Consider the following 12,958-nt stretch of genomic DNA (forward strand, 5'->3'; position numbering starts at 1 on the left):
TGCCGATGGCCATTGATTGCTATCAAATAGAGAGCTGTAAACGTAAGTTCGACGAGCGCTACAGCCACTTTATTCATCAAACTCCGCTGTGGAAGCTGCCTGGCCGGGCGCTGGGCGTGGACTGCGCCGAAGTCTGGCTCAAGCTGGAGCACCTGCAGACCGGCGGCAGCTTCAAGGCGCGCGGCATGCTCAACCGCCTGCTGTCCAACCCGATTCCGCCCAGCGGCGTGATCGTGGCATCGGGCGGCAACGCGGGCATTGCCACGGCGGCGGCGGCCCGTGAACTGGGCGTGCCGTGCGAAGTGTTTGTTCCCGACATCTCCAGCGCGGCCAAGCGTGCCCGGTTGGCCGCATTGGGCGCCCGCGTGGTGGTCGGCGGCGCCGCCTATGCCGATGCGCTGCAAGCCTGCCTGGCGCGCCAGCAGGAAACCGGCGCATTGCTGACGCATGCCTACGATCAGCCCGAAGTGCTGGCGGGTGCTGGCACCTTGGCACTGGAAATAGAACGGCAGGGCGGCCTGCCGGACTCGGTGCTGGTCAGCGTGGGCGGCGGCGGCCTGATTGGCGGCGTGGCCAGCTGGTTCGGGCAGCACAGCCGCGTGGTGGCGCTGGAGCCCGAGCGCGCCCCCGCTTTGTTCCGGGCGCGTGAGGCCGGTCGGCCGGTGGATGTCGAGGTCAGCGGCATTGCGGCCGATTCGCTGGGTGCAAGGCGTATCGGCAGCCTGGCCTGGGACATCACACAGGCGCAGGTGCGCGATGCGCTGCTGCTCACCGATGAATCCATTCGGGCAGCGCAGTTGTGGCTGTGGAAAGAACTCAAGCTGGCCGTCGAGCCTGCCGCCGCCTTGCCGCTGGCCGCGCTGCACAGCCGGCGCTATGTGCCGCGTGCGGACGAAACCGTCTGCCTGGTCATTTGCGGCGCCAACGTCGATCCGGCCAGCCTGAACTGAAGCGGCCACCCCATTCCTGGCCCTTGAGGCACAAAATACAATCGACCCCATGCTAGACATCAACCTGCTCCGTAAAGACCTGCCCTCGGCCATTGCCCGCCTGGAAACCCGCAAGCATCCGCAAGCCTTCCTTGATGTCGAGGCCTTCCAGACGCTGGAGGCCGAACGCAAGGCGGTTCAGATCAGGACCGAAGATCTGCAAGGCCAGCGCGGAACCTTGTCCCGACAGATTGGCCAGCTCAAGTCCAAGGGCGAGGACGCCAGCGGCGTGATGGCCATGGTCGTTGCCTCCAAGGCCGAGCTCGAAACCTCTGCCGCCCGGCTTGAACAGATCCAGATCGAGATGCAGGCGCTGTTGCTGGCCGTTCCCAACCTGCCGCACGACAGCGTCCCGCTGGGCCTCGGCGAGGCAGGCAATGTCGAGGTGCGCAAGTGGAGCCCGTTCGAAGGCCTGGGCGGCGAGCCGGCCGCCTTGAGTTTTGAGCCCAAAGACCATGTCGATGTCGGCCAGCCGCTGGGGCTGGACTTCGAATTGGGCACCAAGCTGACCGGTTCGCGCTTCACCGTCATGAAAGGCCCGCTGGCCCGGTTGCACCGCGCCCTGTCGCAGTTCATGCTCGACGTGCAGACGGCCGAACACGGCTACACCGAATGCTATGTTCCCTACATCGTCAACAGCGATTCGCTGCGCGCCACCGGCCAGTTGCCCAAGTTTGAGGAAGACCTGTTTGCGGCCAAAAAAGGCGGCCAGGAAGGCCAGGCCGAAAATGCCGCGCTGTACCTGATCCCGACGGCCGAGGTGCCGCTGACCAATCTGGTGCGCGACGAAATCATCCAGGAAGCGCAATTGCCGCTGATGTTCACTGCCCACACGCCGTGTTTTCGCTCCGAGGCCGGCAGCTACGGTCGTGACACGCGCGGCATGATCCGCCAGCACCAGTTTGACAAGGTCGAGATGGTGCAGATCGTTCATCCCGAAAAAAGCTACGAAGCGCTCGAAGCCATGACCGGCCATGCCGAGGCCATCCTGCAAAAGCTCGGCCTGCCGTACCGCGTCATGTTGCTGTGCACTGGCGACATGGGGTTTGGCGCCACCAAAACCTACGACCTGGAAGTCTGGCTGCCCGCGCAGAGCACGTATCGGGAGATCAGTTCGGTGTCCAACTGCGAAGCCTTCCAGGCGCGCCGCCTGCAGGCCCGGTTCAAGAACGCGCAGGGCAAGAACGAGTTTGTGCACACCCTGAATGGCTCCGGACTTGCCGTCGGCCGCACGCTGGTGGCGGTGCTGGAAAACTACCAGCGCGAAGACGGCGGCGTCGATATTCCCGCAGTGCTTCAGCCCTACATGGGCGGCATGGCGACTCTTTCGGCGCATGCGGCCTGAAGCAAGCCAGAAACGGCCATTCAGCCTGCTAGAATTGCCCTCACCACACACTGGAGAGGTGGCAGAGTGGCCGAATGTACCTGACTCGAAATCAGGCGTACCGTAAGGTACCGTGGGTTCGAATCCCACCCTCTCCTCCAATCAAAAGCCCAAGTGATCCTTCACTTGGGCTTTTTGCTTGGGCGCCTGTATTCTTTCCCAGTTCCAGCCTGCCAGAAAATGCACTGGATTGCATGTGTGCGGGGAAGTCGCCATCAATTTTTAGTACGCTTGACCGGTTTTTCGGACATGGCAAGGCAGCGCGTCAGGGTCTTAGCAAAGCAAGCACAGCTTGTCAAACGATACCGGACGGTGCCGCAAAGGTGATGGAACGGCTATTTGCTCGACAGCGTGGATGCTGAGTTGAACAGTGCAGATAATTTTGTATTCAGGGCCATGCAAACGAGGGCCGAATTTCCAAACCCTCTTCGTCGTTGAATGGAGCCGGTCCAGGCACTACAAAATCAATAGCGACTTACGCAAGCGGAACCTGCGCAAGACCCTCAAAACACTGTCAAACCTTGACTTTGACCAATCAGGTTCAGCGTGACGCAAGAATCGAGTACGACCCATGGCAACCTTCCCCCATAGGGGAAGGCGCAGGTCAGACTCTCAGCGCCCCGCGCCCGCGTTGGCCACTGCCAGCGCCGTCATGTTCAGGATGCGTCGCACGGTGGCCGAGGGCGTCATGACATGCACCGTGGCGGCGGCGCCCAGCAGGATGGGGCCGACTGTCACGCCTTCACCGCCGGTGACCTTCAGCACGTTGAACAGGATGTTGGCGGCATCCAGGTTGGGGCAGACCAGGATATTGGCTTCGCCGGTCAGCGTGGTGTCCATCAGCGCATTTCGGCGAATCGTCTCGGACAGGGCGGCGTCGCCGTGCATTTCGCCGTCGCATTCCACATCTGGCGCCATTTTGGCAAACAGCTCGCGGGCGCGCCGCATTTTCAGGGCAGAAGAGCGCTTGGACGAGCCGTAGTTGGAATGCGACAAGAACGCCACTTTGGGCGGCAGCCCGAAGCGGCGCACTTCATCGGCAGCCATCAGCGCAATGCTGGCGAGCTGCTCGGCGCTCGGGTCTTCGTTGACGAAAGTGTCGGCGATGAACAGCGTGTGCTTGGGCAGCATCAGCGCATTGACCGTGGCAAAGCCGGGCGCGCCTTCTTTCAGGCCGATGATGTCGCGGATGTGGTCCAGGTGCACGTCGAAGCGGCCGTGCATGCCGCACAGCATGGCGTCGGCGTCGCCCAGATGAACCATCAGCGCGCCAATGCTGGTGGTCGAGCGGCGCACGGCGGCCTTGGCGGCTTCGGGGCTGACACCCTCGCGGCCGAGCAGCCGGTGGTAGGCTTCCCAATACTGGCGAAAGCGCGAATCGTCCTCGGGGTTGACGCATTCCACGTCCTTGCCCAGGCGCATCCGCAGGCCGGCTTTCAGAATGCGTGTCTCGATCACGGCCGGACGGCCGATCAGGATCGGCGTGGCGATGCCGTCGTCCAGCGCCAGCTGGGCAGCGCGCAGCACGCGCTCGTCCTCGCCCTCTGCAAACGCCACGCGCTTGGCTGACGATGCGCGGGCGGCGCCGAACACCGGGCGCATCAGCATGCCGGTGGAATACACAAAGCGGCTCAGGCTCTGGCGATAGGCTTCCATGTCCTGAATCGGTCGCGTGGCCACGCCAGAAGCCTCGGCGGCCTTGGCCACCGCCGGGGCGATGCGCAAGATCAGCCGCGAGTCGAACGGCGTCGGGATCAGGTAGTCGGGGCCAAAGGTCAGTTCCTGGCCAGCATAGGCCCGGGCCACTTCCTCGCTGATGTCGGCCTTGGCCAGGTTGGCGATTTCGCGCACGCAGGCCAGCTTCATGGCTTCGGTGATCTTGGTCGCGCCGCAGTCGAGCGCGCCGCGAAAGATGTAGGGAAAGCACAGTACGTTGTTGACCTGGTTCGGGTAGTCCGAGCGGCCGGTGGCGATGATGCAGTCGGGCCGCACGGCCTTGGCCAGTTCGGGCCGGATTTCAGGCTCCGGGTTGGCGAGCGCCAGAATGATGGGCTTGCTGGCCATGGTCTTGACCATGTCCTGCGTCAGGACGCCGGCCGCCGAGCAGCCCAAAAACACGTCGGCGCCGTTGACCGCATCGGCCATGCTGCGCTCGGCCCCTAGCTGCGCATAACGAGCTTTGGATTCGTCAAATCCGCCGGGCCGGCCTTCGTAGATCACGCCCTTGGAGTCGCAGACATAGATGTTCTCGATCCGCACGCCCAGCCCGACCATCACGTCCAGGCAGGCGAGGGCGGCGGCGCCCGCGCCGGAGACGGCGATGCGCACGTTGCCGATTTCCTTGCCCACCAGCTCCAGCCCGTTGAGCAGCGCAGCCGACGAGATGATGGCGGTGCCGTGCTGGTCATCGTGAAACACCGGGATGTTCATGCGCTCGCGCAGCTTTTTCTCGATGTAGAAGCATTCGGGCGCCTTGATGTCTTCGAGGTTGATGCCGCCCAGCGTCGGCTCCATGGCGGCAATGATCTCGACCAGCTTGTCGGGGTCGTTTTCGGCCAGTTCGATGTCGAACACGTCGATACCGGCAAACTTCTTGAACAGGCAGCCCTTGCCTTCCATCACCGGCTTGGCGGCCAGCGGGCCAATGTTTCCCAGGCCCAATACGGCGGTGCCATTGGTGATCACGCCGACCAGGTTGCCACGCGAGGTGAAGTCGTGCGCCAGCGACGGGTCCGCCTGGATGTCCAGGCAGGGATAGGCCACGCCGGGCGAATAGGCCAGCGACAGGTCGCGCTGGTTGGACAGGGGCTTGGTGGGATTGACCGAAATCTTGCCGCGTGTGGGCAGGCGGTGGTAGTCGCGTGCGGCTTCGCGCAGCGCCATTTCGGCGGAGGAAAGGGCTTTATCCATGGTGTCTCCTGACTTTTTGTTGAACACGTGCTGAAAAAGCAAAGGGTACTGCAAATGCGCAAGGTCTCTTGCAGGACGGTTGCATGGCGACGGCTCCAAGAGATTTTTTTGCAGCGCAAGCGGGACGGCTGCAGCGTGCGCTGACCCGTCATGCCGTTGTCATCGTCCGAGGCGACAATCTGGCTATTCCCCACTTTTTCGCGCAACCATGCCTGTCGATTCAAAAGCCATCCCGCGCCGTCGCCAGGCGCTGACGCTGTCAGCCGCCGCCGTGGTGGGCCTGTGGATGCCGGCCGCGCTAGCGCAAGGCGTGTCCACGCCGTTGGCGGTGTACCCCGAACGCGCCGTCCGCATCGTCGTGCCTTTTGCCCCCGGCGCGGGCACCGATGCGATGGCCCGGCTGGTGGCGCAAAAGCTCGGCGAGGTCATGAATGCGACCTTTGTCGTTGACAACCGCGCCGGCGCCTCAGGCGCCATCGGCACGCAATACGTCGCGCAGGCGCCGGCCGACGGCTACACGCTGCTGCTGGCCGCATCGCCCTTCACCACCGTGGCCGCGTCGGTGCCCGGCGCGCACTACGACCCGCTGCGCCAGTTCATGCCGGTCGGCATGATTGCCACCGGGCCGCTGGTCTGGGCCGCCAACACCGCGCTGCCGGCCAGCAGCATGCAGGAACTGATCGCGCTGGCCAGGCGGCAGCCCGGCGTGCTCAATTACGGCTCGGCGGGCGCTGGCGGCGTGAACCACCTGGTGCTCGAACTGCTCAAGGCGCGCACCGGCACTTTCATCACGCACATTCCCTACCGGGGTGTGGCGCCGGCGACGATGGACATGATCGGCGGGCAGATCCAGCTGGTCACCGGCACCATTCCGGCCCTTCTGCCGTTCATAAAAAACGGCAGCATCAAGCCGCTGGCGGTGACCAGCGCCAAACGTTCCAGTGCGCTTCCCGACGTGCCCAGCATGGCCGAGGCCGGCTTGCCAGGCATCGACGTGGTGAATTACTTTGCGCTCATGGCCCCGGCCGGCACCCCGCCCGCCATCGTCAACAGCCTGAATGCGGCCCTCAACAAGGTTGTGGCGCTGCCGGAGGTGCTGGCCCGCTTCAAGGCCGATGCCGTCGAAGCCGCACCCGGCTCACCCGCGCTGCTCGGCCACTTCATCGAAGCCGATTACCGCGCCTGGCGCAATGTCGTGAAGACGCAGAACCTGAAGATCGAATAGCCCGCGCATCTGCGGGCAAAGGAAAGACTGCAACAGCATCCTTTCAACAAGCGTCGGTGCGACACCTCCCACCCAGCAGGGGCCGCGGAACTGGCTTTGCCAGGCCGCAGGCGCAGCGCCCCCTCGGGGGGCAGCGAACCACACGCAGTGGGTAGCGGGGGGGGGGGTGACACTTTCCCCGCCAGCAGGGGCCGCGGAACCGGCTTCGCCGGGCCGCAGGCGCAGCGGCCCCCTCGGGGGGCAGGGAGCTACACGAAGTGAGCGACCGTGGGGGCGTTCAGTCCTGCCCTTCGGTCAGCGTGTCAAGCTGGAACTTGCCGCTTTTGTGCCAAAGCCAGGTGTCGGTATAGACCACCTTGCCCAGCCGCACCGGCGCCGGAAACGGCGAGGCCTGCCGGATGGTGCGTTCGATGTCGGCCATCACTTCAGGCGCATGGCGCGGCGCCCGCAGCCAGTCCAGCCGGGTCACGCGGCCGACCCGGTCGATTTCGACATTGATCACGCCCACGGCGTACAGCAACGGCGGCATCCGGCCCTTGTAGATGCGGTCGGCATTCAGCCCGTACAGGTGGGTGGCGCCGTCTTCCCGGTAGGCGCGGGGCGATGCCGCCGAGGAATTGCGGGCTGAGCCCCGGTTGCCAGGCACGGGCCCGACAACACCGGGCGGCTGGACCGGTTCAGAAACGGGGGCAGGCAAAGGCGCCATCTTGCACGCGCTGGCCACCAGCGCGGCAGCGCCTGTCAGCCAACGGAGCAGCCAGAATCGGCGGAGTTTGGATTCAGACATAGGCAAATTTTGTTAAGGTGATTTGTACGGGCCCTGAGCCGTCCGGGTGCACCATGAACAGTGGCGGCATCGACCGGGCAACCAGGCATCCGGCCACAAGGACTGAAGCGCACCAAGCCTGTGCCGGCCGCCGAAAGCACGGGGTTTCATCTGCAGGGGTTTCATTTCAAGACGGTTTGTTCATGGATTTTCAGCCATTTCGTCCATTGTGCCGAACACTTTTTTGCAGGGCTGACCCGCCCGCCGGCTGCAAGCGCGTGGCGACAAGCAGGATGAACGGGCGCAGGTTGGCTGTCCGATGGGCGATTTGTGCGTCATGGGCAAGGCACCCGAAGTGATGGCGGTACAGGTAGCGGCGAAGTTGTTGCATACGCCAAGCGTGTCGCCGGGCAGGGTGTGAAGACTGTCTGCTATCTAATCAATAGCTGGCTGTGCAATAAGAACGTGCGCAAAGTCACTATTTGGTCATGAAAAATACATGTATTCGGTATTCCGGCCCTGCCGGTTTTCCGGCATCAATGCACCGCCGACTTTGAAAACACATTGAGCACCACAACGCCCGCAATGATCAGCCCCATGCCCAGCAGGCCAGGCAGGTCGATGGTCTGGCGGTAAATCACGAAGCTGGCAATCGTGATCAGCACGATGCCCAACCCCGCCCAGATGGCGTAGGCAATGCCGGTCGGCATGGACCGCAGGGTGATGCTCAGGAAGTAGAAGGCGACGGCGTAACCAGCCACGGCCAGCGCCGAAGTCAGGCCGTGCGTGAAGCTGTCGCTGGCTTTCAGGGCCGTGGTGGCGACCACCTCGGCAACAATGGCAATGCCCAGGGCAAGATAAGCATTCATGCGCCACGCTTTCAGAAGGTTCAAAGAGAAACGACAATTTTAGGGGTAGGCTGCGTTGCACAATCCGCTCTGGAGGCAACCATTTCATGACCACACCCTCGTTTCATTCCCTTTCCGACGTGCAGGCGCAGCCGCGCCGGTTTCTCGACCACCTGTTCCAGGTCGCCGTCACGCGTGCCCTGCCGCTGGCCAACACAGCCCGGTTTTTGCCTGAGCCGCCCACGTCCGAGAGCGGCGGCCGCACCATCGTGATTGGCGCGGGCAAGGCCGGCGGGGCGATGGCGCAGGCGGTTGAAGCGCATTGGCCGGCGGATGCGCCGCTCGAAGGCCTGGTCGTGACGCGCTACGACCATGTGCCGCCGCGCCCCGAAGGCCTGGCGCAGCGCATCGAAGTCGTCGAGGCCTCCCATCCGGTGCCGGATGAAGCCGGACAGGCGGCAGCCGGGCGCATCCTGGCGATGGTTCAAGGTTTGAGTAAAAACGACCTGGTGCTGTGCCTGATCTCGGGCGGCGGCTCGTCGCTGCTGGCCTTGCCGGCCGAGGGTCTGAGCCTGGAAGAAAAACAGGCTGTCAACAAGGCGCTGCTCAACAGCGGCGCCAACATCAGCGAAATGAACTGCGTGCGCAAGCACCTGTCGCGCATCAAGGGCGGACGGCTGGCGGCTGCCTGCGCGCCGGCCAGAGTCGTCACGCTGACCATCAGTGACGTGCCGGGTGACGACCCGTCGATCATCGCCAGCGGCCCGACCGTGCCCGACGCTACCAGCTGCGCCGAGGCCGTCGCCATTCTCCAGCGCTACGCCATTGAGGTGCCCGGCGACATCATGCGCCTGCTGGAGCAGGGCGCGCTGGAGACGCCAAAACCTGGCGATCCAGTATTTGACGGCCATGAAGTCCACCTGATTGCCACGCCCCAGCAAAGCCTGCAAGCGGCCGCCGACGCCGCCCGCGCCGCCGGACTGATGGCTTACATCCTGAGCGATGAAATGGAAGGCGAGTCGCGCGAAGTCGGCAAGGTGCATGCGGCGCTGGCCCGCGCCGTGGCCCTGAAAAACCAGCCGTTTCAAAAGCCGTGCGTGATTCTGAGCGGCGGTGAAACCACCGTCACCATCCGCAAGCAGGCGCCCGGCACACCTCGCGGGCGCGGTGGCCGGGCCGGTGAGTTCTGCATGGGACTGGCGCTGGGCCTGCAGGGCCAGCCGGGCGTGTATGCGCTGGCGGCCGACACCGACGGCATTGACGGCGTTGAAGTCAATGCCGGCGCTTGCGTCGCGCCCGACACGCTGGTGCGCGCACTGGCCGCCGGAATGAAGCTGGACCAGTTCCTCGACCGCAATGATGCCTATGGCTACTTCAACCCGTTGGGTGATCTGGTCGTCAGCGGACCGACTTATACCAACGTCAACGATTTCCGGGCGATTTTGATTTTGTAATACGGCTGCGCGATGGCTGGTATTGTCAATTGTGCATGGCGTGCCGGTCCTTGATCTGCTTGCCAAAACGCCTTGTCCTCATGTGCCCTGGCACCCAATTGGGGCAGCATTATCGGCGCGACTTCTCCCTTCACCCTCAGGCGTGGGGGGACATGTTGACTTGCTGTTCAAGCGCGTCACGCCAGAGTGCAACCACGCCTGGCAGCGCCCGTGCGCAACAGCCAAAATCCAGCATGGCAGGATGGCTTTTCGGCGACGCCCGATAGGCACCGGTCGGGGCCCCTACCATTTTGGGTATCAACTGCAGGAGCCCCGCAATGAAACCCTGGTTAACCGCCGCCTTGATCGCCTCAATGGCCGGATGCGCCGCAGCGCCACCCGGTTCTAATGTCAACGCCAACCCCAATGCCAATGCCGCTTACCCGGTCGTGACGCAGGACGCCAATGGCGTTCCGGTTGAAGTGGTGCCGCGCCGCGTGCCCCGCGTCGGCTTGGGCATTGGTCTGGGAAGCTGGGGCAGCGGCGTGGGCATCGGCTTGGGTTTTTAAGCTGTCCTTGCAGGATTCGGTCTTGTCACTTTGACCCGCACGTGAAAAAGGGACAGCCCTGCCGTCCCTTGGGCAAAATATGGCCAGAGGCTTATTCGATGGTTGCGCCGGAGGCCTGCACGATGCCCTTCCATTTCTGGTAGTCGGTCTTGAGCAGGGTGGAAAACTGCTCGGGCGTCATGGTCTGCGTCTCGGCGCCCTGGGCATTGATGGCGCTTTTGATGTCGGGCGTGGCCAGCAGCTTGTTGACCTCGGCGTTGACGGTCGCGACGATTTCCTTCGGTGTGCCTGCCGGCATGAACAGGCCATACCAGGTGCTCACATCAAAGTCCTTGAAGCCCAGTTCGGCCACCGTGGGCACCTCGGTCAGCGACGTGCTTCGCTTGGCCGATGTCACCGCCAGGGCACGCAGCTTGCCGGCCTTGATCTGGCCCATGGCCGATGGCAGCGACGACACCATCAGGTCCACATTGCCGGCCAGCACGTCCATCATGGCGGGGTTGGAACCCTTGTAGGGAATGTGGCGCAGCTTGATGCCGGCCGCCGTGTTGAAGATTTCGCCCGCCAGGTGAATGGTCGTGCCGTTGCCGGGCGAGCCATAGGTGATCTGGTCGGGAGCGGCCTTGGCGGCTGCCACCACATCGGCCAGCGTCTTGAAGCGGGAGTTGATGCCGGTGACGATCACCACCGGCGTGTAGGCCACATGGGCCACGGCCACCAGGTCCTTGGTCGGGTCGTAGCTCAGGCTTTTGTACAGCCACGGCGCCACCACCATGTTGTCTTTCTGGCCCATCACCATCTCGTAGCCGGTGGGGGCGGCCCGCGCGGCTTCGGCAATCCCGATAGTGCCGCCAGCCCCACCCCGGTTGTCGGGAATCACCGTCCACTTGCTCACTTCGGTCAGCTTGTTGGCCACCAGCCGCGACAGGATGTCGGTGCCGCCGCCGGGCGGAAAGGGAACGATCATGCGAATCGGCTTGGCCGGGTAGGTCTGCGCCAGCGCCGCGCTCAAAGCGCATGCCATCAGCAGGAATGAAAATAGTTTGCGTAGCATCGATAGTCTCGGTGAAGGGCTTGGAAATGGACCGGCAGTGCTGGGGCCATGAATTTCACGCCCCGTGCTGCCGGGCACGTCGTGGTGGCCAATTCTAGGGCGCGTGTTCTTTGGCAAACACTGGGATTTCCCTTGGCTGGCAAATGCCGGGCTTCTTCTTTGGCGATGGCCGTCAAGCCGGTAAAGCGGTAAAGCGCTAAAGCGCTAAAGCGGCTCGCATGCTGAATTCCTTTTTTTCGTTCACCCTGCGCTGTCGAGTGCAGAACTCAATCCATACGTGTGCATTGGGTGTTGCGCAAAGAATGTGCCCCAAAGGTTTCCCTGTTTGGAGAAGATGACGAAGCGGAGCCGGGTTCGCGCTCAGTTGCGAAAATTCTGCGTGACCATCAGCCCGTATCTGCCGCCATCGAGCACGCCGATGCCAACTCGGCCATAGCGGGGCAGCAGGATGTTGGCCCGGTGGCCGGGCGAGTTCATCAGACCCTGGTGCGCCATGGGCAGGGTTTGCGCCAGCGCCAGGTTTTCACCGGCGATCCGATAGGTGATGCCGGCCTGTCGCATGCGGTCGAAAGCCTCTTGAGCCTCGGGGTTGGTGTGCGAGAAATAGCTGCGCGCCAACATGTCGCGGCTGTGCGCGCGTGCCACCTCGGCCAGCGCCGGGTCCGCCTGCAGCGGCCGCAGCCCCTGGGCGGTGCGCTCTGCGTTGACCATGTCGAGCATGCGCGCTTCCAGGTCGGGCCGAACCTTCGGAGCCTTCACCTGAAAAGGAAGTTTGAGGGTTGAATGCGGCTCTGCAGGCACGGTCATCGCCTGCAGGCTGCGTTGCAATGCCGGATGGAAGATGGGTGCCAGCCGGGCTTCCAGCCATTGCGCCGGCACTGACAACTGGCCGGCCAGCGCGCTTTCTCGGGCCAGCTTGCTCAGCCCGTCGGACAGCGGCAGCGTGAGCAACAGCAGCGACACCAGCATGGCGTTGATCAAGCCGTTGACCGCTCCCGGCGCCAGCCCCAGCGTCCGGTTGATGCCGTGCGCGTGCACGGTGCGCGCAAACATGCCCGCCAGAGCACCAGCTACTCTGCCAATGACCAGGTGCGCCAGGATGTAGGTCGCCAGAAAACTCAGCGGCGCCGTCCACACGCCCAGCGCCGGCGCCCCGGCCTGCAGCCACGCCTGAGGGTAGGGATAGCCGACGAAGGCCAGCACCAGGCTGGCCGCGAGCGTGAACAACTGCAGCGCGGCCCTCAGGAAGCCCCGGCCCCATCCACCCCATAAACCGACAATTACGATGAGCGCCAGCAAGGCGTCGATCAGGTTCAGGGAAGACAGGTCAAATTCGTTCATACGTGTTTTATTCTGGAAAAATTTTTTCAGCGCACCAGTGGCCTATGGATTTGGCACCCAACTGCCGTTGATTGCCCGGCGCGGCATAAGCATCTGCCAGCGTTTGTGGCAGCGTATACGAAAAAGTCGGCTCTGGTGCATGACTGGCGGTCGAAAGCTGCTCTACTTTAAATAGCGAATCGGTGACCTCGAAGAAGACTGGCGACAGGCGGGCCATGTGCTGCGCAGCGTCCAGAATCGGCCGGTAGCCGGTGCAGCGGTACAGCTCGCCCGAAAAATCTTCCTGCACCGGATGCAACTGTTGCTGCCCCGAAAGCCCAACGCGCTGTCCTTGGGTCTGACCAAGAGCCACCGTGCAGGCGCCGTAATTGCCTTCGCCGCCGCCCTCTTTTTTGCCGGTGAGCCTCAAGTCCTCACGCAGCCGCTCCAGCTGCGCGCG

The 12,958-nt window shown here is 63.6% G+C and carries 11 protein-coding genes and 1 tRNA gene; 6 read left to right on the forward strand and 6 right to left on the reverse strand.

Translation table 11 applies throughout. From position 1 onward, the window contains the following. Positions 1-5 precede the first annotated feature (5 nt). The 3 genes from IWX87_RS00560 (at position 6) to IWX87_RS00570 (ending at position 2,474) form a co-directional block, all read left to right on the forward strand. Positions 6-950 carry a threonine/serine dehydratase gene (locus tag IWX87_RS00560; RefSeq protein ID WP_196861563.1) on the forward strand — a complete coding sequence of 315 codons (945 nt, stop codon included), beginning with the start codon at positions 6-8 and terminating at the stop codon, positions 948-950. A gap of 49 nt (positions 951-999) precedes the next feature. Next, on the forward strand, positions 1,000-2,334 hold the full coding sequence (gene serS / locus IWX87_RS00565) for a serine--tRNA ligase (protein ID WP_196861564.1): 1,335 nt from the start codon (positions 1,000-1,002) through the stop codon (positions 2,332-2,334). Between the two features lie 52 nt (positions 2,335-2,386). Next, a tRNA-Ser gene (locus IWX87_RS00570) sits at positions 2,387-2,474 on the forward strand. A 511-nt stretch (positions 2,475-2,985) separates the two neighbouring features. On the opposite strand, the gene IWX87_RS00575 is transcribed toward IWX87_RS00570, so the two are convergent. Next, positions 2,986-5,283 (reverse strand): NADP-dependent malic enzyme, encoded by a 2,298-nt coding sequence (locus IWX87_RS00575; protein ID WP_196861565.1) that lies wholly within the window; start codon positions 5,281-5,283, stop codon positions 2,986-2,988. A 208-nt stretch (positions 5,284-5,491) separates the two neighbouring features. Between IWX87_RS00575 and IWX87_RS00580 the strand changes: the two genes are divergently transcribed. After that, on the forward strand, positions 5,492-6,508 hold the full coding sequence (locus tag IWX87_RS00580) for a tripartite tricarboxylate transporter substrate binding protein (protein ID WP_196861566.1): 1,017 nt from the start codon (positions 5,492-5,494) through the stop codon (positions 6,506-6,508). Positions 6,509-6,785: 277 nt separating this feature from the next. Here IWX87_RS00580 and IWX87_RS00585 read toward each other — a convergent pair whose 3' ends face one another. After that, positions 6,786-7,295: a hypothetical protein gene (locus IWX87_RS00585; protein ID WP_196861567.1), complete on the reverse strand. Its 510-nt coding sequence runs from the start codon at positions 7,293-7,295 to the stop codon at positions 6,786-6,788. Between the two features lie 515 nt (positions 7,296-7,810). Continuing rightward, the gene (locus tag IWX87_RS00590) at positions 7,811-8,143 is read right to left on the reverse strand and encodes a multidrug efflux SMR transporter (protein WP_196861568.1); all 333 of its coding nucleotides are present in this window, start codon (positions 8,141-8,143) and stop codon (positions 7,811-7,813) included. An 86-nt stretch (positions 8,144-8,229) separates the two neighbouring features. Between IWX87_RS00590 and IWX87_RS00595 the strand changes: the two genes are divergently transcribed. Further along, positions 8,230-9,576, forward strand: a complete 1,347-nt coding sequence (locus IWX87_RS00595; RefSeq protein ID WP_196861569.1) for a glycerate kinase — start codon at positions 8,230-8,232, stop codon at positions 9,574-9,576. A gap of 317 nt (positions 9,577-9,893) precedes the next feature. Further along, on the forward strand, positions 9,894-10,124 hold the full coding sequence (locus IWX87_RS00600) for a hypothetical protein (protein ID WP_196861570.1): 231 nt from the start codon (positions 9,894-9,896) through the stop codon (positions 10,122-10,124). A 91-nt stretch (positions 10,125-10,215) separates the two neighbouring features. Here IWX87_RS00600 and IWX87_RS00605 read toward each other — a convergent pair whose 3' ends face one another. From IWX87_RS00605 to IWX87_RS00615, 3 genes are all read right to left on the reverse strand, one after another. Beyond that, positions 10,216-11,178: a tripartite tricarboxylate transporter substrate binding protein gene (locus IWX87_RS00605; RefSeq protein WP_196861571.1), complete on the reverse strand. Its 963-nt coding sequence runs from the start codon at positions 11,176-11,178 to the stop codon at positions 10,216-10,218. A 360-nt stretch (positions 11,179-11,538) separates the two neighbouring features. After that, positions 11,539-12,519 carry a CvpA family protein gene (locus IWX87_RS00610; RefSeq protein WP_196861572.1) on the reverse strand — a complete coding sequence of 327 codons (981 nt, stop codon included), beginning with the start codon at positions 12,517-12,519 and terminating at the stop codon, positions 11,539-11,541. A 7-nt stretch (positions 12,520-12,526) separates the two neighbouring features. Then, positions 12,527-12,928 carry a hypothetical protein gene (locus IWX87_RS00615; RefSeq protein ID WP_196861573.1) on the reverse strand — a complete coding sequence of 134 codons (402 nt, stop codon included), beginning with the start codon at positions 12,926-12,928 and terminating at the stop codon, positions 12,527-12,529. Between the last annotated feature and the right edge of the window lie 30 nt (positions 12,929-12,958).

Source organism: Polaromonas sp. CG_9.7 (genome assembly GCF_015752205.1).
Taxonomy (GTDB): domain Bacteria; phylum Pseudomonadota; class Gammaproteobacteria; order Burkholderiales; family Burkholderiaceae_C; genus Polaromonas.

What these genes read in the sequence shown, in the direction of transcription:
- IWX87_RS00560 (WP_196861563.1), top strand. Translation starts at nt 6, where the DNA reads ATGGCCATTGATTGCTATCAAATAGAGAGCTGTAAACGTAAGTTCGAC.
- serS (WP_196861564.1), top strand. Translation starts at nt 1,000, where the DNA reads ATGCTAGACATCAACCTGCTCCGTAAAGACCTGCCCTCGGCCATTGCC.
- IWX87_RS00575 (WP_196861565.1), bottom strand. Translation starts at nt 5,283, where the DNA reads ATGGATAAAGCCCTTTCCTCCGCCGAAATGGCGCTGCGCGAAGCCGCA.
- IWX87_RS00580 (WP_196861566.1), top strand. Translation starts at nt 5,492, where the DNA reads ATGCCTGTCGATTCAAAAGCCATCCCGCGCCGTCGCCAGGCGCTGACG.
- IWX87_RS00585 (WP_196861567.1), bottom strand. Translation starts at nt 7,295, where the DNA reads ATGTCTGAATCCAAACTCCGCCGATTCTGGCTGCTCCGTTGGCTGACA.
- IWX87_RS00590 (WP_196861568.1), bottom strand. Translation starts at nt 8,143, where the DNA reads ATGAATGCTTATCTTGCCCTGGGCATTGCCATTGTTGCCGAGGTGGTC.
- IWX87_RS00595 (WP_196861569.1), top strand. Translation starts at nt 8,230, where the DNA reads ATGACCACACCCTCGTTTCATTCCCTTTCCGACGTGCAGGCGCAGCCG.
- IWX87_RS00600 (WP_196861570.1), top strand. Translation starts at nt 9,894, where the DNA reads ATGAAACCCTGGTTAACCGCCGCCTTGATCGCCTCAATGGCCGGATGC.
- IWX87_RS00605 (WP_196861571.1), bottom strand. Translation starts at nt 11,178, where the DNA reads ATGCTACGCAAACTATTTTCATTCCTGCTGATGGCATGCGCTTTGAGC.
- IWX87_RS00610 (WP_196861572.1), bottom strand. Translation starts at nt 12,519, where the DNA reads ATGAACGAATTTGACCTGTCTTCCCTGAACCTGATCGACGCCTTGCTG.